The organism is Allorhizobium paknamense, from assembly GCF_030815125.1.
Classification (GTDB): domain Bacteria; phylum Pseudomonadota; class Alphaproteobacteria; order Rhizobiales; family Rhizobiaceae; genus Allorhizobium; species Allorhizobium paknamense.
In genome coordinates this window covers 11656-34945 of record NZ_JAUSWH010000008.1, presented here as the reverse complement: position 1 = coordinate 34945, position 23290 = coordinate 11656, and the positions used below count along the sequence as shown (strand labels likewise).

Here is a 23290-nt window from a genome sequence, read left to right as displayed (position 1 = left end):
CGAAACCCGGAGTAAAATCCGGGTTTTGCCCTACTGCATAATTCCTTAAATCGGAATCGATTTAAGGAATTATGCAGCAGATTTAAAGCGCTACAGCGAACCTTTGTGCGCCATATATGGCGCACAAAGGTTCGCTGTAGGTATCATGGGCAGGCCAATGGGACGCGGGAATCTTTGTTTTTACGCGTTTCCGGACCGAAAACCGGCTTCCCCTTTTCCTGAAAACACTCTGGTCTGGCCCTTGCGAAAGACCAGACTTTCCTGAACCGAAAACAGGCTGCGGTGAAGCATGGAAGCGCCGCCCAGTGCCGGCCCCTCAAGGCCAAGCCGGGACAGCAGAATAGCCGGAACAGGATGGTCTGAAAGCAGGTTCTGGCGGGTGTTCCTCAGCACATCCTCCTCACACCTGGAAAAAAGCCGAGCCACCGGGCCACCGAGAACAATGCGGGTGGGGTTGAAGATACTGCTGATGATGGCAAGGCCGCGACCGAGATAAAAGGCCCAGTCACGCATGGCCGAAACTGCGGCTTCATCCGGCCCGGCGGCCTTGGCGAGGAACGCATCTATGTCATCCGCCTGTCCGCCATGGTGCCGATGGCGGGCAAGGATCGCATCCCGCCCGATGAAGCTTTCAAACGAACCGGGCAGTGTCGCAACCTCGACAAACCCGCGCTCCCCCAGAATCATGTGGCCCAGTTCTCCGGCATAACCATCATGACCCCGTAACAGTTGCCCGCCGGAAATGATGGCGCCGCCAATGCCCGCGTCCAGGAACAGATAGACTTCCGTTTCCTCGACAGGATGTCCATTGCGATAGTGATCGGCAAAGGCAAAGGCATTGGCATCGTTTTCCGCGACGATCACCGGCATGTCCGGCAGCAATTGCGTAAGTTCCTCCAGGATGGGAACGCTGCGCCACCCGAGAAACGGTGCGCGAAGCACCATGCCGGATTTATCGATGACACCGGGAACTGTAACGCACAGGCCTTTGACCCCGTATTCCTGCTGATAGGGCTTCACGACTTCCTTTACCCGCTCGGAAAGCTGCCGCAGCGTGGCTTGCGGATCGAACTGATCCGGCGCCAACGGAAAATGCTGTTGCGAAACGACCGCCCCTGCAAAATCGAGGGCCACGACCGTGATCCGGCCCACGCCGATATCGGCGCCCACAAACAGGGCGTGGTGCGGGTTGAGCCGGACAAAGGTGCCCGGGCGCCCGGTGCCGGCACTCTTGTCATCCTCCGATGTGTCCTCGACCAGCAGCCCCTCTTCCGCCAGGCCCGCCACAAGATTACTGGCTGTCGAGCGGGTGATCTCGAGTTCCCTGGCGATATTCGCACGGCTGACTTTGCCCTGGCGGAAAACGACATCCAGCACCCGTTTTTCGTTGATGTGCCGGACGGCACTTGGCATCGACATCGCGAACTCCCGATCTAGAGTATTGTCTTGAGAAAAATGTGAACCGGTTTCCCGTCAGGGAATGCGTAAAAACAAGTTTTTAAAGCAATTTCCTGCTTTACTGAAACACCGCACCCTATCAAAAAAAGAGATGCACGATCAGCGATGTCAGGATCGCGTTCAGGCCCATTGCGATGCCGGAGAACAGTCCCGCCACCTGATCAACCGAATAGGCGCGCGCCGTGCCGATGCCATGAGACGTCAGGCCGACGGCAAAGCCGCGCGCGCTATAATCCTTGATCCGCATGGCGTTCATCATCGGCGTCACGATGATGGCACCACAGATACCGGTCAGAATGACGACAGCGGCGGTCAGCGCCGGATCGCCATGGAGACTTTCGGAAATAGCCATGGCAACCGCCGCCGTGGTGGATTTCGGCGCAAGCGAGGCGACAATGGATGGCGTGAAGCCGAAAAGATGTGCGAGGAACACGGTCGAGCCTACAGCCGTCAGGCACCCCACGATCAGGGCCGCAAGCATGGGGATGAGGTTTCGCCGCACCAGCGGCAGTTTTTCATAAAGCGGAATGCCAAGCGCCACGGTTGCCGGACCGAGCAGAAAGTGGATGAATTGCGCGCCCGCGAAATAGGTCTTGTAGGCAATGCCGCTCTGGTAAAGCACGGTCGTGATGACCGCAATCGAGATCATGATGGGATTGAGCAAGGGGTTGCCGGGGCGAAGCGCGGCCAGACTTCTGGCCGCCAGCCAGACGGCGAGCGTCCCGGTCAGCCAGATCAGCGGCGATGTCGCGAGATAGACCCAAAGACTGTTATTCATCGGCATAGCCTCCGGAAAGCCGCTTGACCAGGATGAAGACCCAGACGGTAACCGTCAGCGTCACCACGGTCGACAGGAGCAGCACGGCAAACAGCGCAAATCCCCGTTCGCGAATGAGATCGAGATGCTGGAGAATGCCGACACCTGCCGGCACGAAGAGAACGCCGAGATTGGCAAGAATGGCGCCGGAGGTCGCGATGGTGCGCTGATGGGTCGTCTGCAGACTTTCCACATGCCGCGTGGCGGCAAGCGTCACGGTCATCAGCGCCATGCCAATGACCGGGCCGGGGACAACTCCGCCCAGACTGTAGGCGAGGATTTCTCCGGCCAGTTGGAAAACCAGAAGAACCGTTAATCCGGCCAGCATGCGAGGCTCCTTTGTTCACTGCTTGACACCTACCGCGTATTATGTTTGTTTTCAATCCAAACAAACAGAGGAGGATCTGGTTGTTTTGCGGAAGGGTGGCATTGGGTCCGCCCAAGGGAGGAAAACTATGCATTTCAGGGTAAGAACGATAGCCCTTGCGGCTTTCTTCAGCAGTTCCGTGGTTGCAAGCGCCTTTGCTGAGGAGAGCGTGGAGGTACTGCATTGGTGGACATCTGGCGGCGAAGCGGCTGCGGTCGGCGTGTTGAAGGACGACCTGCAGAAGCAGGGCGTGACCTGGAAGGACATGCCGGTGGCCGGTGGCGGTGGTGAAGCTGCCGCAACCGCCCTGAAGGCGCGCGTCACCTCGGGCAATCCGCCGACCGCCGCGCAATTGCTGGGCATGGCGGTCAACGAGTGGTCGGAAGAAGGCCTGCTGGGCGACCTGAGCGATGTTGCAGCCAAGGAAGGCTGGGACAAGGTCGTGCCGGATGCGATCAAGGCCTTTGCCGTGCATGACGGCAAATGGGAGGCGGTGCCGGTAAATATCCATCGCCCGAACTGGCTGTGGATCAACGCAAAGGTCTTTGCCGATAACGGCCTGACACCGCCAAAGACCTGGGATGAATTCAACGCCGTGGCCGACAAGCTGAAGGCCAAGGGCATCATTCCCCTCGCCCATGGCGGTCAGCCCTGGCAGGATACGACGATCTTCGATGACGTGGTGCTGGGCATTGGCGGTCCGGATTTCTATAAAAAGGCAATCCTTCAGCTCGATGAAAAGGCCTTGACCTCGGAGACGATGCTCAAGGTCTTCGACCAGATGCGCAAGATCCGCGGCTATGTCGATCCCAACTTCTCCGGCCGGGACTGGAACCTTGCCACCGCCATGGTGCTGAAGGGCGAGGCCGGCATGCAATTGATGGGCGACTGGGCCAAGGGTGAAATCGTCAAGGCCAATCTGAAGCCGGGTGTCGATATTCTCTGCGTCACCGCCCCGGGCACGGACGGCTCCTTCCTGTTCAACACCGACTTTTTTGCCATGTTCCCGGTTGGCGAAGGCAAGGTCGCAGCCCAGCGCAAGCTGGCATCCAGCGTGATGTCGCCGTCCTTCCAGGAGGCCTTCAACAAGGTCAAGGGATCGATCCCAGCCCGCACGGATGTCTCTGTCGCAAGCTTCGATGCCTGCGCCCAGAAATCCATGGCCGACCTGAAGACCGCCGAGGCCTCCGGCACGATGATGGGCTCGCTTGCCCATGGTCACGCCGAACCTGCTGCGATCCAGCGCGCCATCTTCGATGTCGTGACCCAGCATTTCAACTCCGACATGTCCTCTGCGGATGCCGTGGCAGCGCTGGTCAAGGCCATCGACGCGGCAAGGTGACGGAGCCGATACCAGAGGTTTCGCCGCAAGGCCCCATGCGGCGGAACCGGTCGCGCTATCCAGAAGCCAATCCGGAACAGAACCATGTCCATTTCAAAACGCCTCCGGGACGGGATGCCAGCCATTGTCCTGTCACCGTCGGTCGCTGCCATCGCGGTATGCGTCTACGGCTTCATTGCCTATACCGCGATCCTGTCGTTTACCGGGTCGAAAATGTTTGCCCGTTTCGATTTTGTCGGCTGGCGGCAATATGAGCGGCTTTTTGCCAATCCGCGCTGGATCACGGCTGTCGAAAACATGGCAATCTTTGGCGGCCTCTACATCCTCGGCGCCACCTGCCTTGGCCTGTTCATCGCCATTCTGATCGATCAGCGGATCAGGATGGAGGGATTTTTCCGGGCGGTCTTTCTTTACCCCATGGCGCTTTCCTTTGTCGTGACCGGCGTGATCTGGCAATGGATGCTCAATCCGGGCCTTGGGCTGGAGCACATGATGCGCAGCCTTGGCTGGGAAAGCTTCACGTTCCAATGGCTGGTCGAGCCTGACATGGCGATCTACACCATTGTCATTGCCGGCGTCTGGCAGGTGACGGGTTTTGTCATGGCTCTGTTCCTGGCGGGCCTGCGCGGTATCGATACGGAAATTCTGCGGGCGGCCCGCATCGATGGCGCCCCAATCCACAAGGTCTATATCCGCATCATCATTCCGGCCCTGCGCCCCGTCTTCCTGACGGTTTTTGTCATCGAAACCCATCTTGCCATCAAGAGCTATGATCTCGTCGTGGCGCTCACGAAGGGCGGGCCGGGTGTTTCCACCGAACTCCCTTCGACCTTCATGTATTCCATGACCTTTACCCGCAATGAGCTTGCAGTTGGCGCCGCCAGCGCCACGGTCATGCTCGCCACCCTTGCCAGCATCATCATTCCCTATCTCTATTCGGAGCTTCGCCATGATCGCCGCGCCTGATCGTGTAAGCCCGCCGAACCGTTCAAGACCAGCAATGCGGGCATCCCGGATTGCCGGGCGGGTTTTCGTCTATGCCTGCCTTGCGGTGGCCGCTGCCGCCTTTCTGGCGCCGCTTCTCTCCATGGTCTTCACATCGTTGAAAAGCATGGATGAAATCCGCAGCGGCAATCTTCTGTCCTTTCCAAAGACGCCAACGCTCGATGCCTGGCGATCCGTCTGGAATTCGGCCTGCATCGGGGTCACCTGCGGCGGTCTCAAGGGTTATTTCGGCAACTCCTTCCTGATCGTCATTCCGGCCACGCTGATCTCGGTGTCTCTGGGGGCGCTGAACGGTTACGTCTTCGCCATCTGCCGCTTCAGAGGCGACAATATCCTGTTCGGCCTCATCCTTTTCGGTTGCTTCATTCCCTTTCAGATCGTCCTTATTCCCATGGCTGGGCTCTTGGGCCTGCTCGGGCTTGCGGGCACCATTCCCGGCCTCGTTCTCGTCCATGTCATCTATGGCATCTGCTTTACCACGATGTTTTTCCGAAACTACTTCGTCACGGTGCCCGGCGAGATCTTCAAGGCGGCGCGGGTCGATGGCGCAGGTTTCTGGGCGGTCTTCTTCCGCATTCTCCTGCCCATCTCCTGGCCAATCGTCATGGTGTCGATCATCTGGCAATTCACCGGCGTGTGGAACGATTTCCTGTTCGGCGTTTCCTTCGCCGCCGGCTCCAACCAGCCGGTCACAGTGGCGCTCAACAATCTCGTCAACACCTCCACCGGCACCAAGGCCTATAACGAGGATATGGCAGCGGCGATGATCGCGGCCCTGCCCACCATCATCATCTATGTCGCCGCCGGGCGCTATTTCCTCCGTGGCCTGATGGCCGGTGCCGTCAAAGGATAACACATATGGCCCATCTTTCGATTACCCATCTCACCAAGAGTTTCGGCAGCCTCGCGGTTCTGAAGGACATCAACATTGCCATCGAGGACGGCGAGTTCCTGGTGCTTGTCGGCCCGTCGGGCTGCGGCAAATCCACCCTGTTGTCGATCATTGCAGGTCTCGATGCCCACACCTCCGGCAGCATCACCATCGACGGACATTCCGTAGACGGCCTGGAGCCGAAAGAGCGCGATATCGCCATGGTGTTCCAGTCCTACGCGCTCTATCCGGCCATGACAGTCGAGGAAAATATCGGCTTTTCCCTCGAAATGAGCGGAGTGCCGAAGGCAGAACGCCGGGAGCGTGTGGGCAAGGTGGCCGATCTCTTGCAGATCGGACACCTTCTCAAGCGGCGCCCGGCCCAACTCTCCGGCGGCCAGCGCCAGCGCGTCGCCATGGGCCGGGCACTGGTGCGCCAGCCAAAGATCTTTCTGTTCGACGAACCGCTGTCCAACCTCGATGCAAAATTGCGCGTCGAGATGCGCACGGAGATCAAGAAACTGCATCAGCGGCTTGGTGCAACCATTGTCTATGTCACACATGACCAGATCGAGGCAATGACCATGGCAACCCGCATTGCCGTGATGAAGGACGGCATTCTCCAGCAATTCGGGACGCCGGAGGACATCTATGATCGCCCGGCCAATGTCTTCGTGGCCACCTTCATGGGCTCGCCACCCATGAACCTGCTGCGCACCAGGATCATCGGCGACATCCTGACGCTGACGGATGCAGATGTCACCCTGCCGCTGCCATCGTCTCTCGGGACATCGCTTCCGGAAGGGCATGAGGTGCTGCTCGGGCTTCGTCCGGAATGGCTGTCGCTGGCCTCGACGGAAAAAACCGCAAGTCCGGTTCTGAATGTCCATGTCGAGGTGATCGAGCCGACCGGGCCCGATGTCTTTGTGGCCCTGCGCAGCGGCGAACAGGAGATCATGGCGCGCCTGCCGACCGGCAGCCCGGTCCGCATCGGCGAGAAGGCCGCTTTCGCACTCGATCTATCGAAAGCCGTTCTGTTCGACGCCGCAAGCGGTCTCGCGCTGTAACCTTTTTTCTGAAGCATCATCCGGCCAGCTTCCTGTCACGCCGGTCCGATGATGCTCCCAACCCTTCGTCCAGGGCATGACCCGACAGTAGAGGATTTCGAAAATGCCAGCCAAACATGAAAGACGCCTGCGGGTGGGTGTGCTCGGTGCGGGGCAGATCGCCCAGGCCGCCCATTTCGAAAGCTGCACCAAAGCGGCCAATGCGGATCTCTTTGCGATCTGCGATATTGCCGATGACCTACGCGAGCGCATGGCCATCACCCATGGCGCTGAAAAGACCTATGGCGATTATGACCGCATGCTGGCCGATCCGGAGATCGATGCCGTGATCATCGCGACAGCTGACGCCTTCCATGTGCCAGCTTCGTTACGCGCCCTGCAGGCCGGCAAGCATGTCCTCTGCGAAAAACCGGTGGGACTGACGGTAGAGGAATGCCTTGAGTTGAAGTCTGCCGTCGAACAATCCGGCAAGGTATTTCAGGTCGGCCACATGAAGCGCTTCGATGCCGGTCTTCAGGCGGCCAAATCTTTCATTGCCGATGAGATGGGCGACATGATCGCGCTCAAGGCCTGGTATTGCGACAGCACCCACCGTTATCCGATGACGGATGCGGTGCAGCCTCTGATCGTCACCAGCGCCCATGCAAAGAAACCCTCCGCCAATCCAAAGGCCGATCTGCGGCGCTACTATATGCTCGCCCATGGTTGCCACCTGATCGATACCGCCCGCTATTTTGCTGGCGACATTGTCGCCGTACAGGCGCGGCTTTCCGAGCGCGCGGGCATCTGGTGCTGGTTCGTGGATGTGGAATTCGCCTCAGGCACACTTGGCCACCTCGATCTTACCGTCCAGGTACGGATGGACTGGCATGAGGGTTTCCAGATTTACGGCAAGAATGGCAGCGTGATCGGCAAGACCTATAATCCCTGGTATTACAAGACCAGCGAGGTCGATATCTTCCGCGAGGCCGATGGCGCAACCCATCGCGTGCTGGGGGCCGATGGTCATTTCTACCGTCGCCAGGTCGAAGGTTTTGCCCGCACCATTCTGGATGGAACGCCAATGGAGGGGGCCGATGTCGATGACGGCCTTGCCTCCGTGCGGGCCATGGTGGCCATTGCCCGATCCGCGGAGACCGGCAAACCGGTGGCACTGGCAGATGTCACGGGTGGCGTCTGATGCAGATCGGGATTTTCGCCAAGACTTTTGAGGGCACAGATCCGCAGCATGTGCTGAAGGCCGTTGCCGAGGCGGGTTTCGCCTGCACGCAATACAATATGGCCTGCTCCGGCCTGCCCTCTATGCCGGATGACATTTCCGAGGAAGAGGCTCGTGCCGTTGCGAAGGCCTCCGCCACCACCGGGGTCAGCATCGTCGCCGTCTCCGGCACCTACAACATGATCCATCCCGATATCGAGGTGCGCCGCGCCGGGCATCGGCGGCTTGACGTCATCGCCCGGCAATGCCGAACCATGTCGACAGGCTTGATCACGCTGTGCACCGGCACGCGCGACGCTGCCGACCAGTGGAAGGAGCATCCCGACAACAACACGCCCGAAGCCTGGTGCGATCTTCTGGACGCCATGGCCGTTGCGCTTGACATCGCCGAACGCCACGAAGTGGACCTCGGCATCGAGCCCGAACTCGCCAATGTCATCAACTCCGCTGAAAAGGCACATCGGCTGATCGAGGACCTGCAAAGCCCGCGCCTGAAAATCGTTCTCGATCCTGCCAATCTGTTCGAGCGCGCGGCACCGGACGAACAGCGCCGGATTGTGGCTTCCGCCATCGATCTTCTCGCAGACCGCATCGTTATGGCCCATGCCAAGGACCGCAATCCAGACGGCAGCTTTGCCACCGCCGGAAAGGGTGTGCTGGATTATCCGCATTACCTAGGCAGGCTGAAGGCCATCGGCTTCGACAAGGGTCTTGTCACCCATGGACTGGATGCTTCCGAAGCAGCCGGTGTCGCGAATTTCCTGATGCAATGCCTGCATGGTGCCGGACCATGAGGATATCCGAGGCTTTCAAATGCTCCGATGGAACGGTGCTGAATGTCGATTCCGCCGGACAGGGTGCGCCGGTGCTGTTTCAGCACGGCCTATGCGGTGATGCCAATCAGACGGATGAAGCCTTTCCGCCCAAGGCCGGTTTTCGCCGCATCACCGTCGAAGTCAGAGGCCATGGCCCCTCTCATGCCGGTGACCTGACGCGCCTGTCCATTGCAACCTTCGCCGAGGACATTGCCGCCTATATCGAAACGCATCTGCCCTTTCCCCTCCCCATTGGCGGCATTTCCATGGGAGCGGCCATTGCGCTGCGGCTTGCGGTTCACCGCCCCGATCTCGTGAAAGCACTGGTGCTGGTGCGGCCAGCCTGGATCACGGCAGCCCAGCCCGCCAACATGCAGCCCAATGCCGAGGTTGGGCGGCTTCTTCAGGCCCTGCCCGCTAAGGAGGCGAAAGCCGCCTTTCTGGTTGGCGAAACCGCGCGGCATCTCTCACAGGAGGCGCCCGACAATCTAGCTTCGCTGACCGGCTTTTTCCACCGGGAGCCGTTGAGCGTGACGGCTGCGTTGCTCACCCGCATTTCGCAGGATGGTCCCGGCGTCAGCGATCAGGATCTCGCCCGGCTTTCCCTGCCCGTGCTGATCCTCGGACACACACGGGATGCCATTCATCCCATTGCATCGGCCAGGGCACTGGCCGAGCGCATCCCCTCCGCACGCTTCAAGGACATCACGCCCAAAGCGGAAAGCCGCAGCCGCTATCTGGCCGATCTCCATCTCGCCATCAGTTCATTTTTGAAGGATCTCCCCCAATGACGAAACCGGACAAGCTCTGGATCAACAAGCTTCCTGCGGACCGGCTGATCGCGGAATTTTCCGTCTGGTCTGCCGATCTCGTGCGGCTGGCCGACGATCTCGCCCGCGTCGATCCTCACGTCGATGTTCTGCATATCGATGTCGCCGACGGACATTTTGCCCCGGCCATGCTGTTCTTTCCCGATCTGGTTGCCGGTATCCGCAGAATTTCCAAACATCCGATCCATGTTCATCTCATGGTCGCGGACGCAATCCTGCTTTCACAGATCGAACAATTTGCCGATGCGGGGAGCGATCTCATCAGCCTGCACGCCGAAAATGAAAGCGTTGCCAATGCAGCCCTCGACCTTCTGGAAAGGCGCGGTATTGCCGCCGGCATGGTCCTGAAGGTAGAAACGCCCGTTGAAAAGCTGCAGCCCTACGTTCATCGCCTCGATTTCGTCACGCTGCTCGGCACCGCCATCGGCGTCAAGGGGCAAGGGCTGGATGAACGGGCGGGCGAGCGCCTGCGTGCGGCGCGAAAGATTATTGCCGGAGCCGGAGCGGCGCAGCGGATCGTGCTGGCCGCAGATGGCGGCATTCGTGAACATACCGTGCCACTGCTGCGCCAGAACGGGGCGGAAACGGTGGTGCTGGGATCGCTCGCCTTCAACGCTCCTTCATTGACGGACCGGATGGCATGGCTGCACGCGCTCTGACGGCAGATCCGGCATCAGAGCGAATTGCCGTTGGCATCGATCTCGGCGGCACGCGGGTCCGGGCTGCGCTGATCAGTGAGGCAGGGCGTATGCTGGCGCGCGCTGAGGAGCCGACCGCCGCCACGGCGGGTCCGGAACGCGTGCTTGCGCAAATTCGCCATCTCGTCGACGGGTTGACGTCCTCCCTTGGGCCAATCCCGCTGATGGGCATTGGCGTCTCCGCGCCCGGGCCGATCGATACCGTTTCCGGCATTGCCCGCGATATTCCGACACTCTTGGGATTTTCCGATTTTCCTCTGAAATCGGAACTGCAGAAGCGGTTCGATTTTCCGGTGACCCTGGAGAATGACGGCATTGCCGCGGCCATTGGCGAATGGCAATTCGGTGCTGGCAAAGGCAGGCAACACCTTGTCTACGTCACCGTCAGCACCGGCATAGGCGGCGGTGTGATTGCCGATGGCCGGGTGCTGAGGGGCCGGAAGGGAATGGCGGGCCATGTGGGCCACATGTCCGTCATGCCGGACGGTGCGCTCTGCCCGTGTGGCAATCGAGGATGCTTCGAAGCCTATGGATCAGGCACCGCGTTTACGCAAAGGGCGCGAGAAAGAGCCTTTTCCTGTGAAGAGATGACTTTGCTCGGAACTGGCGGAAGCACGATCGACAGTCGCTCCGTCTTCGCGGCAGCGCGTGCCGGAGATGGGCTTGCCAACAGCCTGATCGATGAGGAAGCGCAAATTCTAGGGCGGGGGTTCGTCAGCCTCATTCACATGTTCAGCCCGGATCTCCTCATTATGGGAGGCGGGCTTTCCCAGGAGTTCGAACGGCTTCGGCCTGGCATCCAGAACTATATCTCACAATGGGCCATGCCTGCCTTCAAGGATGTCATGGTCACGCCTGCCGCCCTTGGGCAGAACTCCGGCCTGGTGGGGGCAGCAGCGCTGCTTTTTCTCACGGAGGGTGTAAAACCCTAGCTTTTCCAGGAACATTGAAATCACGCTTTTGCAACCGGTGTTTCAATTGATCCGAGCTAAAATCATGTCCGGCGAACCTGCGTTCGCCGGACATGATGTCGATAGGTTTTATCTGACGAGGTGTGCTGTGGCGCGTCACCCGCCCAGCACGAAGCGGGAAAAGGCAAGCGAATTACGTGCATCCTCATCCATCTTCGCCTCATCTGCCCCATCGGTCAGATCGCGCCAGACACGGATATCCGACCCGATCGTGCCGCCGGTCTTGACGAAGGGTTCCATGACGACGGCGCCGGTATAGTTGATCTCGCGCAGCGCGAGACCAATTTCGTGCCAGGGGATGCGGCCCTTGCCCGGAACGCGGCGATTGCTTTCGCCGGTGTGGAAGTGGCCGAGAAGCGAGCCTGCGGTGCGGATCGCATCGCCGAAACTGTCCTCTTCGATATTCATATGGAAGGTGTCGAGCATCACCTTGACGTTCGGCTTGCCGACATCCCTGATGAAAGCGACACCCTCTGCGGCGGTGTTCAGCACGTGGTTTTCGAACCGGTTCAGCACTTCGATGCAGAGATTGATGCCGAGATTGTTTGCGAAATCGGCAATGCCGTGAATGCCCTCGACGCCGCGCGCCCTGTCCCCTTCCTTGTCCACCGGCTGCGAATAATCGACCGGCCAGTAGGAATGCAGCGCGCCGCCAATGGTCTTGATGTCCAGCTTGGCAACATTGGTGAGCGTCTTTTCGAAGAATGCCTTGCCTGCGGCGCGCACCGAGGCATCCGGCGAGGCCAGGTTCTTGGCTTTCGACGGACCGATCCCGGCGGTCAGAATGATGTTGTTGTCGATGGCGCTCTGTTTGATCGCCGCAAGCTCGGCATCGCTGTATTCATTGATATGGTGCGCCGCGACCTCGATCACGTCGAAGCCGAGCTTCGCCACCTTTTCAATATAGGGGCCGAATTTGGCGCTCCATTCGTGCTCCCAATAGGAGTAGTAGATTCCGTGCTTCATGGATGCCTCCCTTCATGATGGATGGATGCGGCTTCGCCGGATGCTGTGCCGACTGCCGCGCTATTGTTGACGCGAAGATCAGGCTCCGCGCTGTTTGACTGGATGAAAATGCCGTTCGGCAGATCGTTTTCCTCGACCTTCTGGCTGATCTCCTGCGAAGAAAGGCCAAAGCCGCGCCACCGCTCCTCAAGGCGGGAACGCAACTCCTGCACCGGGACATCCACGAAAATGGTGAGGTCGAAGATCGGCTTCAGCCGATCCCAGGGCGCCTGCCGCGCCAGCAGGTAATTGCCCTCGCAGACAATGATTTCCGTCGTTTGCGGGATCAGCCGCCCCCCTGCGCGCGCGATCTCGATTGCGCGGTCGAAGACCGGAACCGCCACCGCATCGTCTTCATTGGCTTTCAGCCGCTCAAGCATATGCCGCAGACCGTGAGCATCGAAGGTATCGATGGCGCCCTTGAAGGCGAGCCGCCCCACCTCGCGCAAGACGGCATCGTCATAATGGTAGCCATCCATCGGAAAGAGCGCTGCCTGACGCCCCTCTTCAACCCGCAAAAGCTCAACGACCTTTTCCGCCAGCGTCGATTTGCCGGAACCCGGCGCACCGGCAATGGCGATGAGCACCCGGCTGCGACCTTGCCTTTCAAAACATGCGGCGGAGGCTGCCGCGATCTTTCTGACTGTTGCCTCCAGACCTGCCGTACCCGTATCAGCCATGAACTCTCTCCCTCCCTGCGCGCCTGTGCTCACACGAGCCCATACTGGACCGCCTTGTTGCGGAGGAAGGAGAGGCCGTTTTCGAAGACATCCTCGGCGTTCGGGGCAACGGGACGCCAGGTGGAGATGGCGCCCGCCATCTCCACCGGCATGCTGGCGAAGCTTTCGAGCGTGAGCGCGCCGCGGAAGCCGATGGCGGCCAGAGCCGCGAAAACCGCATCCCAGGGCACATTTCCATATCCCGGAGTGCCGCGGTCGCTTTCGGAGAGATGCATGTATTTGAGGTGATCGCGCGCGACGAGAATGCCGTTGGCGATGCCCTTCTCCTCCATGGTCATGTGGAAGGTGTCGAGATGCACGAAGACATTGTCCATGCCGATCCGCTCGACCAAGGCGACCGCCTGGGCAGCCGAATTGACCAGATGGTTTTCGTAGCGATTGACGGCCTCGATGCCAAGTTGAAGCCCAAGGGACTTCGCGTGCTTCGCGGCCGCCGTGAGCGCCCGGGTCAGATTGTCATATTCGCCCTCAGTGGGCGGGAAACCGGTTCTTTCATGGGTGCCGCCATAGGTTACGCCGGTCAGCGCCTCGGCGCCCATTTCGGCGGCCTTGTCGAGCGCCGATGTCAGATGGTCGATGGCCGCATCGGGCCGCACCGAGGCCCAGGCCGGTTCCGGCAGAACCAGGGAACAGGCGGCCCGAAGCGCATGCTTTTCCAGCAGCGCACGGCTGTGGCTTGCATCGATGGCATCTACATCGATCAAGGGGATTTCGATAAAATCCTGGGCGTAATGGGCGGCACCGGCAATGGCCCGCTCTGCCCCGGCATGGTCCCACCGCGTGGTCCACATCATTGCGTGAATGCCAAGTCCTTGCACGTCAGGCCTTCTTTCTCATGAAAATGCGATAATGCGACGCAAGCGTGCGCGCGGCCATGACCACGATCATCAACACGCCCCAAAGCGCCGTGGCGAGATGCTGGTTTGCCCCCATCAGGTTGAGGCCCGACGACAGCAATTGCAGCACGATCAGGGCGACGAAAACCGGCAGCACGCGCCCAAAGCCGCCGAACGGATTGACGCCGCCGAGAAAAGCCGCAAGCACCGTGATCAGCAGATAGGATTCACCGTGGCCAACGCGGACGGAATTGAACCGGGCCAGCATGATGAGGCCGGCAACCGCGCACATGATGCCGGACAGCGTGTAGACCAGCACCACGATCCGGCGGGTATTCAAGCCGGAATAGTGGGCGGCTTCCATGTTGGAGCCAATCATCAGCAGCCCGAAGCCGAGCTTGCTGCGGGTCAGCAGCACATGCCAGACGGCCACGCAAAGGATGAAGATCAGCAGCGGGATCGGAAGGCCGAAAAGCGACCCATGACCGACGGGCGCAATATAGGCCGGAAAGCCGGAGACATCGCCGCCGCGCGTCAGAAACTCCCCCAGCCCCCTGAGGAAGATCATCATCGACAGCGTCACCAGGATCGGATGGGCGCGGGTATAGGCAATGGCAATGCCCGTCAGCGCACCGGCAGCGGCACCGGTGACAAGCGCTGCAAGGCAGGCCAGCAGGAAGGCGCTGGCAGGCGCATCCACGCCGCCATGGGCTTGCAGCACCCAGGCAGCTGCCAGCCCGGAGAGGTTTGCCGCAAAGGTGATGGAGAGATTGATGCCACCGGTGAGCAGCGGCAGCAGCATGGCCAGCGTCAGCAGGCCGAGTTCGGGAAGCTGGAAGGCCACGGAACCGAAGGTCGCCATGGAAAGGAAGTTGTCTGCCGCCAGACCGAAGATCAGCATGACCGCGACAAAGGCAAGCACCGGCCCGCCCATATCCGCGCCGAAAATGGCATTGAATGTCCGAACGAAGGTCTTCATCACCGCTTGCCCCCCTTGCGTGCGGATGTCTTCAGGGCATCCGGCAGCAGCCGGTCGAACCGCGCAGAAGACAGCGTGATGGCGGCGAGGATGATGGCGCCGACGATCATCTTGAAGGCGAAGGGAGAAACCCCCATCAGATTGAGCCCGTTCTGGGTGATGGAGACCAGCAGCACGCCGAGCACGCATCCCAGCACCGATCCCTTGCCGCCGCCGAGCCGAGCGCCGCCCAGTACAGTGGCCGCCAGAACATCGAGCTCGCGCCCGTAAAGCGCATTCGGCACCACCTCCTGCGCGTAATGGGCCTGCATCAGTCCGGCAATGCCGGCCATCAGCCCCAACCAGCCGAAGGAGATGAAATGCATGGCGCCGATATTGATGCCGAAGCGCCGCGCACCCTCGGGATTGTCCCCGAACGCATAGAGTTTGCGGCCCGTCGTGGTCCGCGAAATCATGAAGGAGGTGGCCAGGCAGCAGAAGATCATCACCACGACGGGAAGCGTCAGTTCCACCCAGGAACCGTCCGCCATTTCGTGCTCGTAGAACACGACGCGGGTGGAGAGCCAGTCCGGCAGGTCATAGATCGACACGCCTTTGGTGAAGAACATCAGAAGGCCGAAGAAGACGTTGAAGGTCGAGATGGTCGCGACAATGGAAATGATCTGCAGGCGATAGACCAGAAAGGCATTGATGGAGCCAAGCCCGATGCCGACGACCCCGGCAATCAAAAAGCCTTCCGCCCAGTTTCCACCCCCCAGCGCAGCAAGCGCCAGTACCGTGACATACTGAACGACCGATGCCGCGACGGCAAACGAGATGTCGATGCCGCCGGAGATGAGCACCACCAGCAGCCCCACTGCAAAGATGATATTGACGGCAGAGACATTCAGCACATCAAAGGCATTGGAGACGGTAAAAAACCGGTCTGTGCCGAAGGATAGTCCGACACAAAGCAGGATCATCACGGCCAGAAGGGTGAACTCGGTCGTATGACCTTGGATGAGCCTAGGCATAGACGGCGGCCTCCAACGTGTGCAGCGATGTATGACGCGGGTCATAGACGGCCTGGAAACGGCCCTCCACCATGTGGATGACGCGATCGGCATTGAAATAGACCTCTGGCGGTTCGTCGGAGATAAGGATGATCGAAAGGCCTTCCGCGGCCAGTTTCCGGACGATCTCGAAGATACCGGCCCGCGCGCCGACATCGACGCCGACAGTCGGCGCATCGAGGATAAGGATCTTCGGGCCGATGGCCAGCCACTTGGCTATCGCCACCCGCTGCTGGTTGCCACCGGAAAGCGTGCGGATCGGGTCTTCCGGCAGGCCGATCTTGACGCCCAGTTCCGAGATCCAGTGCGAAACCACAGACGCCTTCCTGGAAGGCGAGATCAGGCCACCCGACAACAAACGGTTCAGCGATGCCATGACGAGGTTATCGGCAATGGACTGCGGCTGGTTGAGCCCGAGCGACAGCCTGTCTTCGGAGAGGTAGGCGATACCGGCGCTGATCGCATCCCGGTTCGAGCCGAAATTGACCTTCTGCCCCTCCAGCAAAATTTCGCCGGAATGCGGCTTGCGCATACCGAACAGCGTCAGGGCCAGTTCCGTGCGGCCCGCGCCCAGAAGGCCGGTAATGCCCAAGGTCTCTCCGCGCCGCAGGTCGAAGGACACATTGGTGAATTCACCGTGGCGCGTCAGGTTCCTGACCGAAAGCACGACAGGCGCGTCATCATGATCGGCGGCAATGACATTGCTGTCGAAATTGCGGCCCGTCATCAATTCGGTGACGCGTGACTGTGTCATGCCCTCCACGGGATAGACCCCGACCAGCGCCCCATCCCGCAGCACCGTGATGCGATGGGAGATTTCCAGCACTTCCGCCAGACGATGGGACACGAAGACGACCGCAACGCCGGAGGCCGAAAGAGTGCGCACGATGTCGATCAGGTAATCCGCCTCCGATTGCGTCAGCGAAGCGGTGGGCTCATCCATGAAGACGAGACGGGCCTCGCCGACCAGCGCCCGGGCGATGGCCACGATCTGACGCTGGGCAATCGGCAATTCTTTGAGGGGTTGATGAATATCCAGGCTGACGCCCAGCCGTGCCAGGGCCTTTTTCGCCGCCTCTTCGATGGCGCGCTTGTCAATCAGGCCGTATCTGGCGTTGACCGCCAACTGAAAACCGATGTTTTCGGCCACCGACATTTCACCGAACAGCGCCAGATCCTGCCAGATCACCTGAATGCCGAGGGATTGCGCCAGTGTTGGCGTCATGGCGGCAATCGGCTTGCCGTCAAAGATCAGTTCGGCCCCCTCCTCCGGTGTGTAGACACCGGTGATGACCTTGATCAGCGTGCTTTTGCCACAGCCGTTTTCACCAGCCAGGCAATGCACCTCACCCGGATTGACTTCAAACGATACGCCTTTGAGAGCCCGGACTCCACCGAACGTCACCCTGATGTTTTTCAGAGAAAGAAGCGGTTCTGCACTCATGATGGCGCGTTTCCCCGTCTGGCTGCGCGACAGCGCAGTCACTTGAATGATCTCAGGCATGAAAGAAGAGGGCCGCACGAGTCAGCTTCCGCGCACGGCCCCTTGGATGAACCGCGGATCAGAGGCCCATGGACACCAGCTTGTCGATGCTTTCCTTGTCGATCTTCAAAAGCTGATCGACGACGATGGTGTTGCCATCGGGATGAATGGTACCGAGACCTTCGATTGTTTCACCGGCCTTGGGCGCCTGCCCCTTGGCAACGCGGTCGGCAAGCGTCACGAAGACTTCCCCGGCCTGCTTGGGGTTCCACATGAACCCACCGGTCAAGGCGCCGCTCTTGATCAGCTTGGCGCCCTGCCCGGGCGAGAAAGGTCCGATCACGAAGACCTTGCCGTCCTTGCGGCGCTCTTCCACCGCGCGGCCCGCGCCAATCGGCCCCTGCGAACCGAAGGCCAGGAAGCCCTTGAGATCGGGATTGGCCGACATGAGGTCCAGCGCGGTCGACCGGCTCTTGTCCAGATCCTCGGCAACACCGTAGCGATCACCAATCAGCTTCATGTCGGGATAATTGGCCTTGATATAAGCAATGGCCGCATCGGCCCAGGCATTATGCAGCGGCACTGTCAACGAACCGACGAAGACGGCATAAGAGCCTTTGCCGCCCATCTTTTCGGCCAGCAACTTGCCATGCGCTTCACCGAAACCCTTTGCGGAAGCCAGTTCGAAATCCCAATCCGCACCGGCCTGCTTCGGCGATTCATGCGTAATGACCTTGATGCCCGCGGCCTGGGCCTTCTTCAGCACCGGCTCCAGCACCTTGGCATCGTTGGGAACAACGCCGATGACATCAACCTTCTGCGCAATCAGGTCTTCGATGGCACGCACCTGCAGCGCCGGGTCGGCGCTGGTCGGCCCCACCATGAAGCCATTCACGCCAAGCTTTGCGCTCTGCTCCTTGATACCGGCCTCCATGGCGTTGAACCACGGGATGCCGCCGATCTTGACAACAACGCCGACCTTGGTTTCGGCGGCAAATGACGCCGTTGACGAAAGCAACCCCAGCGAAACACCGAGCGCCACTGCAAGAATTTTCTTCATGGGTTCCTCCTCCTCTGAACATCCCCGGCACGCGAAGACAGGTCCGCAGAGCATGATGCGCCGCGTCGCAACTCTTCAGGCCGTGCCAGGCTCCTCCCTGATCGCTCCTCAAGCGAACCACCTGCACAATCGATATTTCTTTCTTGCACAATCGATGGTGCAATTACATTATCATGCAGCGGACTTTCGTCAAGAGGGCTGGTCCTCTACAAAATGTCAGAAGTGGGGAGATTCAGGCATGACTGAAAAAGAACAAAAAAAAGCAACAATTTACGATCTTTCCGTCAAATCCGGTGCCTCAGCCTCCACGGTGAGCGCCGTCCTGAACGGCACCTGGCGCAAGCGCCGCATTTCTGAAGAAACGGCGAAAAAGATCATCTCCCTGGCCGAGGAACATCAATATACCGCCAACCAGCAGGCCAGAGCGCTCAGAAGCTCACGATCGGGAATGGCGGGATTGCTTTTGCCGGTTTACGACACGCGCTTTTTCTCCTCGATGGCGCAGACCTTCGAGGCACAGGCGCGCAGGCGCGGCCTACTGCCGGTCGTCGTCTCGGGCCGCCGCGATCCGGACGAAGAGCGCCGAACCGTCGAATCGCTGGTGGCCTATTCCATCGATTCCCTGTTCATCGCAGGCGCCACAGACCCTGACGGCGTTCACAAGGTGTGTGTGCGGGCAGGTATACCGCATGTCAATATCGACCTGCCGGGCGAGCTGGCAAGTTCGGTCATTTCCGACAACAGACGCGGCGCCAGAGAACTGACCGCCGCGATTATCCGGCATGCGCAGCAAACCGCTCCCCTCCTCCCGGAAGATGTCTACATGTTCGGGGGGCGGAACGATCACGCCAGCCGCGAACGGATCATCGGCTTTCATGCCGCAAAGGCGGAGATCTTCGGAACCTATGCCAGCGATGACATTGAAAGCACCGGCTACTCACCGAGCATGACCGCCCTGGCCTTCGAGCGTTTTTACGAGCGCCATGGCAGACTGCCGCGGTGCTTTTTCATCAACTCGTCGATCAACTTCGAAGGATTGCTTCGCTTCATGGGCAAGCATGACGGCGAAGCCTTCGGCGATATTGTCGTCGGCTGTTTCGACTACGACCCCTTCGGCTCCTTCCTGCCCTTTCCGGTCTACATGATCAGGCCCAACATCGCGGACATGCTGGAAAAAGGCTTCGAACTCCTGGACACACCGGCGAATGCCTCCCGTATCGTGCTGGTCGCACCACAACTCGTCCTGCCAAGGACGGCCTTGGAAGGGCCATTGGATGAGCTGAAGGACAGCATCCAGCACCGCTGAGAACATCACCCCGCCAAACAGGTAATCGCCACTCAAGCAACACAATGCCTGCCTTCAGGATCGCAGCAGACAGCGCCATCCGGATTCCGCCTCGCCACCACCGCGCCCGTTCCTGCAAGAGCGCAAAGCCATGCCGATGGCGGCCAGCCCGGCGCAGGCCCTTTCATTTCCCGGCCCGGCAACCGACCATTTCTAATGCATAGGTCTGCACGTATCAATTTCAGCGATTTTTGCGAATTTTATTGGGTTTATGCTTTTTAAATTGATTTTTTGTCAGTCAAGCGCTAGCCATTTCGCAAACGATTGCATGTCATCCGATGCGACATCGTTTTCGTCATTTCCACCAAGGGCGGTGAAAGCAGCCCCTGGTGGATATTCGAAATTCTTTCAAGGTGAGGACGCGGGGTCGCATCCTCGCCTTGGCATCCACTGCTATCCGAGAGAAACAAGACCATGTCCCGCATCATTCCTGAAGCCGTCCCCACCGGCAATGTGCTGCCCGAGAAAGTTGACGTAGTTGTCATCGGCGGAGGCATTGTCGGTGCATGCACCGCCCTGACCCTTGCCGAGCGGGGTGTCAGCGTTGCGCTTTGCGAAAAGGGATTGATCGGCGGCGAACAGTCCGGCCGTAATTGGGGCTGGGTCCGGCAAATGGGCCGCGATCCCTCTGAATTACCTCTGGCTATCGAAAGTCTTGCGCTCTGGAAGGGCATGAACAGCCGCATTGGGGACGAAACGGGCTTCCGGCAAACCGGTATTGCCTATCTTTGCCGCAACAGGCGGCAGGAGGCGGATTATGAAGCGTGGCTCGTGCACGCACGCGCTTTCGGCCTGGATTCACGGCTATTGAAATCAGAAGAACTCGGTCAGCAATTTCCCGGTATCACGGGCGACTTTACCGCAGCCCTTCATACCTCTACCGATGGCCGGGCCGAACCGCTGAAGGCGACACCAGCCATTGCCAGGGGAGCCATGCGGGCAGGCGCTCACGTGCTGACCGGATGCGCCGTGCGCTCCATCGAGCGCACGGCAGGCGCCATCAGTGGCGTCGTCACGGAACGGGGACCCATTGCCTGCTCGTCCGTGGTCCTGGCCGGAGGCGCATGGTCAAGGCTCTTCAGCGGTAATATGGGCGTGGATTTTCCGCAGTTGAAAATTCTGGCCTCCGTAGCGCGGGCGACGTCCGTGGAAGGGGTGCCGGACATGCCGGTCGGAGCGGATAATTTTTCCTTCCGCAGGCGCCTCGATGGCAGCTTCACCGTTGCCATGCGCAATGCCAATGTTGCACCGATCGTGCCGGACAGCTTTCGCCTTTTCACGGATTTCATGCCGACCCTCATCAAAAGCTGGCGAGAACTGACCTTGCGGGTCGGCAACCACTTCATTCAGGAATGGCGTACTCCAAAACGTTGGGCCGCCGACGACATCACTCCCTTCGAGCAGGTTCGCATCCTGGACCCCGCTCCGTATGAGCGGTTCAATCGGGAAGGTTTTGCACATCTGGTCAAGGCTTTTCCCGCCTTTGCCAAGAGCCGGCTGACGCAGAGTTGGGCAGGGCTCATCGATGTGACGCCAGATGCCGTGCCCGTCATCGGCCCCGTGCCTGGAAATCCTGGCTTCTATATCGCCAGCGGCTTTTCCGGTCATGGATTCGGGATCGGTCCGGGTGCTGGAAAGCTGATGGCTGATCTGGTGACGGGCGATCGCCCCACCATCGACCCGGCACTTTTCCGGTTCGAACGCTTCAGGAAGACCAAGGCGGCCTGACACTTCGCGGTTTTCGCATCAAGGCTCCGCTGACTGCGGAGCCTTTTGGTGTTGCACGGTCCGATACACAGGAAGTCTCATGTACACCTCCGAAAAACTTGCAAACCTTCTCTCGATGCTGGATTCAGTTCCGGCCTCTGCAAGCGAAGCGGCGCGCCGCTCTATCCTTGATACGGTTTCCGCTGCCGTCGCAGGCCTCGTCACCCCGGGCGGCAAAGCCGGGCGAGAAGCAGCCATCGACATCTGGGGGCAAGGGCCGGTTCCGATATGGCTGACCTCTGCCCGCACGTCTGTGACGGGCGCGGCATTTGCCAATTCTGTCGCCGCCTCCATTCTCGATCTGGATGATGGTCACCGCGCCGCCGCAGGACATCCCGGCGCGTCCATCATTCCTGCGGTACTGGCGGCGGTTCATGAAAATCCGGCGCTGGAAGCGCGCGCTCCAGCCGCCATTGCTATCGGATACGAAGTGGGCATTCGCATTGCCGCGTCACGCGATCTGCGTCGCCTGGATACCGTCAATAGTGGCCGATGGTGCGGGCAGGCCGTTGCAGCAGCTGTCGGCTGGCTGAAGGGGCTTCCGCCCCGCGTTCTGGCCGAAGCTATTTCCATCGCCGGAATGGTGGCACCGCAAATGCCAGTGGCCGAATTTACCCAGGTCGGCAATCATGTGAAGGAAGCCATTCCTCATGCGACAGCGAATGGTTTCATGAGCCTCTCTCTGGCCGAGCGGGGCTTTGCCGGACCTCTGGATATTTTCGATGACCCGCGGCACTTCAGTGCGGAGGCGCTCCTGAGCGGCTTTGGCGAAAGCTGGCTGATCGAGACGGCTTATTTCAAGCCCTATAGCTGCTGCCGCTGGATCCATGCACCGATAGACGGTCTGGTCAAAATCATGGCTGATCAAAAACTGTCCTTTCAGGATATCAGCCGGATCCGTGTCGAAACCTTCGGAAAGGGCGTGCATACGCTGAACAATCAAAAGGCACCCAAGACACTCGAGGCAGCACAGTTCAGCACACCGTTCTGTCTCGGGGTGACTGCCTCGCGCGGCCCCGAAGCCTTGCTGCCCATGACCGATCCGGGCTTGCTGAAAGACCACGCAGCCCTCCTGATCGCTTCCCTGGTCGAGGTCGTGCTGGACAAGGAAATGGACAGCTATTTTTCCGCAGCCGTTCCAGCTCGTATCTCCGTTTCGTGCGGAGATACGGTCTTCACCGAAACCGTGATGGCCCCTCTGGGAGAGCCGACCAACCCGATGGACTGGGACATGCTGTTCCAGAAATTCCACCGTCTGGCTTATCACCAGATGCGACCCGGCGCGATGGTGGACATGCAAAACGCATTGGAGCAGATGCGGGCCGGTCATCTCGCTCCGCTTCTTGCCGAGCTAGGACACTTCCAGGAAAACTGCAGCGCGGTTTTCCGTCCGGAAATGCGTAAAACCAAAAACTTATAGCACGTCCAGTGAACCCGTGCTCACCGGAAGGGCTCTGAGGTCAACACTCAATCCGGATGGTGATCTTCTCGGCAGCCTCCACCCTTCTTTTGGTGTTACGGGATTAAATCAGCAATCACGGTGTTCTCCTCTGTGGACAATCT

General features: G+C 59.8%; 22 protein-coding genes. 12 read left to right on the top strand and 10 right to left on the bottom strand.

The window, feature by feature from the left end:
• Positions 1 to 180 precede the first annotated feature (180 nt).
• The 3 genes from QO005_RS13345 to QO005_RS13335 all read right to left on the bottom strand — a co-directional run bounded on the left by QO005_RS13345 (position 181) and on the right by QO005_RS13335 (position 2603).
• Entirely contained in the window at positions 181 to 1419 is a 1239-nt protein-coding gene (locus QO005_RS13345) for an ROK family transcriptional regulator (protein WP_307158543.1), read from the bottom strand.
• A gap of 118 nt (positions 1420 to 1537) precedes the next feature.
• Complete coding sequence (locus QO005_RS13340; protein WP_307158542.1) at positions 1538 to 2236, bottom strand: LrgB family protein; 699 nt, start codon at positions 2234 to 2236, stop codon at positions 1538 to 1540.
• Positions 2229 to 2603, bottom strand: a complete 375-nt coding sequence (locus QO005_RS13335) for a CidA/LrgA family protein (protein WP_307158541.1) — start codon at positions 2601 to 2603, stop codon at positions 2229 to 2231. Before QO005_RS13335 ends, QO005_RS13340 begins: the two co-directional genes overlap by 8 nt.
• A gap of 127 nt (positions 2604 to 2730) precedes the next feature.
• Here QO005_RS13335 and QO005_RS13330 point away from each other — a divergent pair, with 127 nt between their 5' ends.
• The 9 genes from QO005_RS13330 (at position 2731) to QO005_RS13290 (ending at position 11421) form a co-directional block, all read left to right on the top strand.
• The gene (locus QO005_RS13330; protein WP_307158540.1) at positions 2731 to 3984 is read left to right on the top strand and encodes an ABC transporter substrate-binding protein; all 1254 of its coding nucleotides are present in this window, start codon (positions 2731 to 2733) and stop codon (positions 3982 to 3984) included.
• 84 nt (positions 3985 to 4068) lie between these two features.
• Complete coding sequence (locus tag QO005_RS13325) at positions 4069 to 4950, top strand: carbohydrate ABC transporter permease (RefSeq protein WP_307158539.1); 882 nt, start codon at positions 4069 to 4071, stop codon at positions 4948 to 4950.
• Positions 4951 to 4984: 34 nt separating this feature from the next.
• Positions 4985 to 5842 (top strand): carbohydrate ABC transporter permease, encoded by an 858-nt coding sequence (locus tag QO005_RS13320; protein WP_307158538.1) that lies wholly within the window; start codon positions 4985 to 4987, stop codon positions 5840 to 5842.
• Between the two features lie 5 nt (positions 5843 to 5847).
• Complete coding sequence (locus tag QO005_RS13315; protein WP_307158537.1) at positions 5848 to 6927, top strand: ABC transporter ATP-binding protein; 1080 nt, start codon at positions 5848 to 5850, stop codon at positions 6925 to 6927.
• Positions 6928 to 7030: 103 nt separating this feature from the next.
• Positions 7031 to 8107 carry a Gfo/Idh/MocA family protein gene (locus tag QO005_RS13310; protein ID WP_307158536.1) on the top strand — a complete coding sequence of 359 codons (1077 nt, stop codon included), beginning with the start codon at positions 7031 to 7033 and terminating at the stop codon, positions 8105 to 8107.
• Positions 8107 to 8940: a sugar phosphate isomerase/epimerase family protein gene (locus QO005_RS13305; RefSeq protein WP_307158535.1), complete on the top strand. Its 834-nt coding sequence runs from the start codon at positions 8107 to 8109 to the stop codon at positions 8938 to 8940. The genes QO005_RS13310 and QO005_RS13305 overlap by 1 nt, the downstream gene beginning before the upstream one ends.
• Positions 8937 to 9752, top strand: a complete 816-nt coding sequence (locus tag QO005_RS13300) for an alpha/beta fold hydrolase (protein ID WP_307158534.1) — start codon at positions 8937 to 8939, stop codon at positions 9750 to 9752. The genes QO005_RS13305 and QO005_RS13300 overlap by 4 nt, the downstream gene beginning before the upstream one ends.
• Positions 9749 to 10450 (top strand): ribulose-phosphate 3-epimerase, encoded by a 702-nt coding sequence (locus QO005_RS13295; protein ID WP_307158533.1) that lies wholly within the window; start codon positions 9749 to 9751, stop codon positions 10448 to 10450. Before QO005_RS13300 ends, QO005_RS13295 begins: the two co-directional genes overlap by 4 nt.
• Entirely contained in the window at positions 10432 to 11421 is a 990-nt protein-coding gene (locus QO005_RS13290; protein WP_307158532.1) for an ROK family protein, read from the top strand. Before QO005_RS13295 ends, QO005_RS13290 begins: the two co-directional genes overlap by 19 nt.
• Before the next feature lie 135 nt (positions 11422 to 11556).
• Here the strand turns inward: QO005_RS13290 and QO005_RS13285 are convergent, their stop codons facing one another.
• From QO005_RS13285 to QO005_RS13255, 7 genes are all read right to left on the bottom strand, one after another.
• Positions 11557 to 12426, bottom strand: coding sequence for a D-psicose 3-epimerase (locus QO005_RS13285; RefSeq protein ID WP_307158531.1), 870 nt, complete (start codon positions 12424 to 12426; stop codon positions 11557 to 11559).
• Positions 12423 to 13145, bottom strand: coding sequence for a nucleoside triphosphate hydrolase (locus QO005_RS13280; protein ID WP_307158530.1), 723 nt, complete (start codon positions 13143 to 13145; stop codon positions 12423 to 12425). The genes QO005_RS13285 and QO005_RS13280 overlap by 4 nt, the downstream gene beginning before the upstream one ends.
• Before the next feature lie 29 nt (positions 13146 to 13174).
• Positions 13175 to 14023, bottom strand: coding sequence for a sugar phosphate isomerase/epimerase family protein (locus QO005_RS13275; RefSeq protein WP_307158529.1), 849 nt, complete (start codon positions 14021 to 14023; stop codon positions 13175 to 13177).
• A gap of 1 nt (position 14024) precedes the next feature.
• Positions 14025 to 15020, bottom strand: a complete 996-nt coding sequence (locus QO005_RS13270) for an ABC transporter permease (protein WP_307158528.1) — start codon at positions 15018 to 15020, stop codon at positions 14025 to 14027.
• Positions 15020 to 16033 carry an ABC transporter permease gene (locus QO005_RS13265; protein WP_307158527.1) on the bottom strand — a complete coding sequence of 338 codons (1014 nt, stop codon included), beginning with the start codon at positions 16031 to 16033 and terminating at the stop codon, positions 15020 to 15022. The genes QO005_RS13270 and QO005_RS13265 overlap by 1 nt, the downstream gene beginning before the upstream one ends.
• The gene (locus QO005_RS13260) at positions 16026 to 17516 is read right to left on the bottom strand and encodes a sugar ABC transporter ATP-binding protein (RefSeq protein WP_307158526.1); all 1491 of its coding nucleotides are present in this window, start codon (positions 17514 to 17516) and stop codon (positions 16026 to 16028) included. The genes QO005_RS13265 and QO005_RS13260 overlap by 8 nt, the downstream gene beginning before the upstream one ends.
• A gap of 118 nt (positions 17517 to 17634) precedes the next feature.
• Positions 17635 to 18615: a substrate-binding domain-containing protein gene (locus QO005_RS13255; protein ID WP_307158525.1), complete on the bottom strand. Its 981-nt coding sequence runs from the start codon at positions 18613 to 18615 to the stop codon at positions 17635 to 17637.
• A gap of 238 nt (positions 18616 to 18853) precedes the next feature.
• Here QO005_RS13255 and QO005_RS13250 point away from each other — a divergent pair, with 238 nt between their 5' ends.
• From QO005_RS13250 to QO005_RS13240, 3 genes are all read left to right on the top strand, one after another.
• The gene (locus tag QO005_RS13250) at positions 18854 to 19921 is read left to right on the top strand and encodes a LacI family DNA-binding transcriptional regulator (RefSeq protein ID WP_307158686.1); all 1068 of its coding nucleotides are present in this window, start codon (positions 18854 to 18856) and stop codon (positions 19919 to 19921) included.
• A 453-nt stretch (positions 19922 to 20374) separates the two neighbouring features.
• On the top strand, positions 20375 to 21688 hold the full coding sequence (locus QO005_RS13245; protein ID WP_307158524.1) for an NAD(P)/FAD-dependent oxidoreductase: 1314 nt from the start codon (positions 20375 to 20377) through the stop codon (positions 21686 to 21688).
• Between the two features lie 79 nt (positions 21689 to 21767).
• Positions 21768 to 23147: an MmgE/PrpD family protein gene (locus tag QO005_RS13240; protein WP_307158523.1), complete on the top strand. Its 1380-nt coding sequence runs from the start codon at positions 21768 to 21770 to the stop codon at positions 23145 to 23147.
• Positions 23148 to 23290 lie beyond the last annotated feature (143 nt).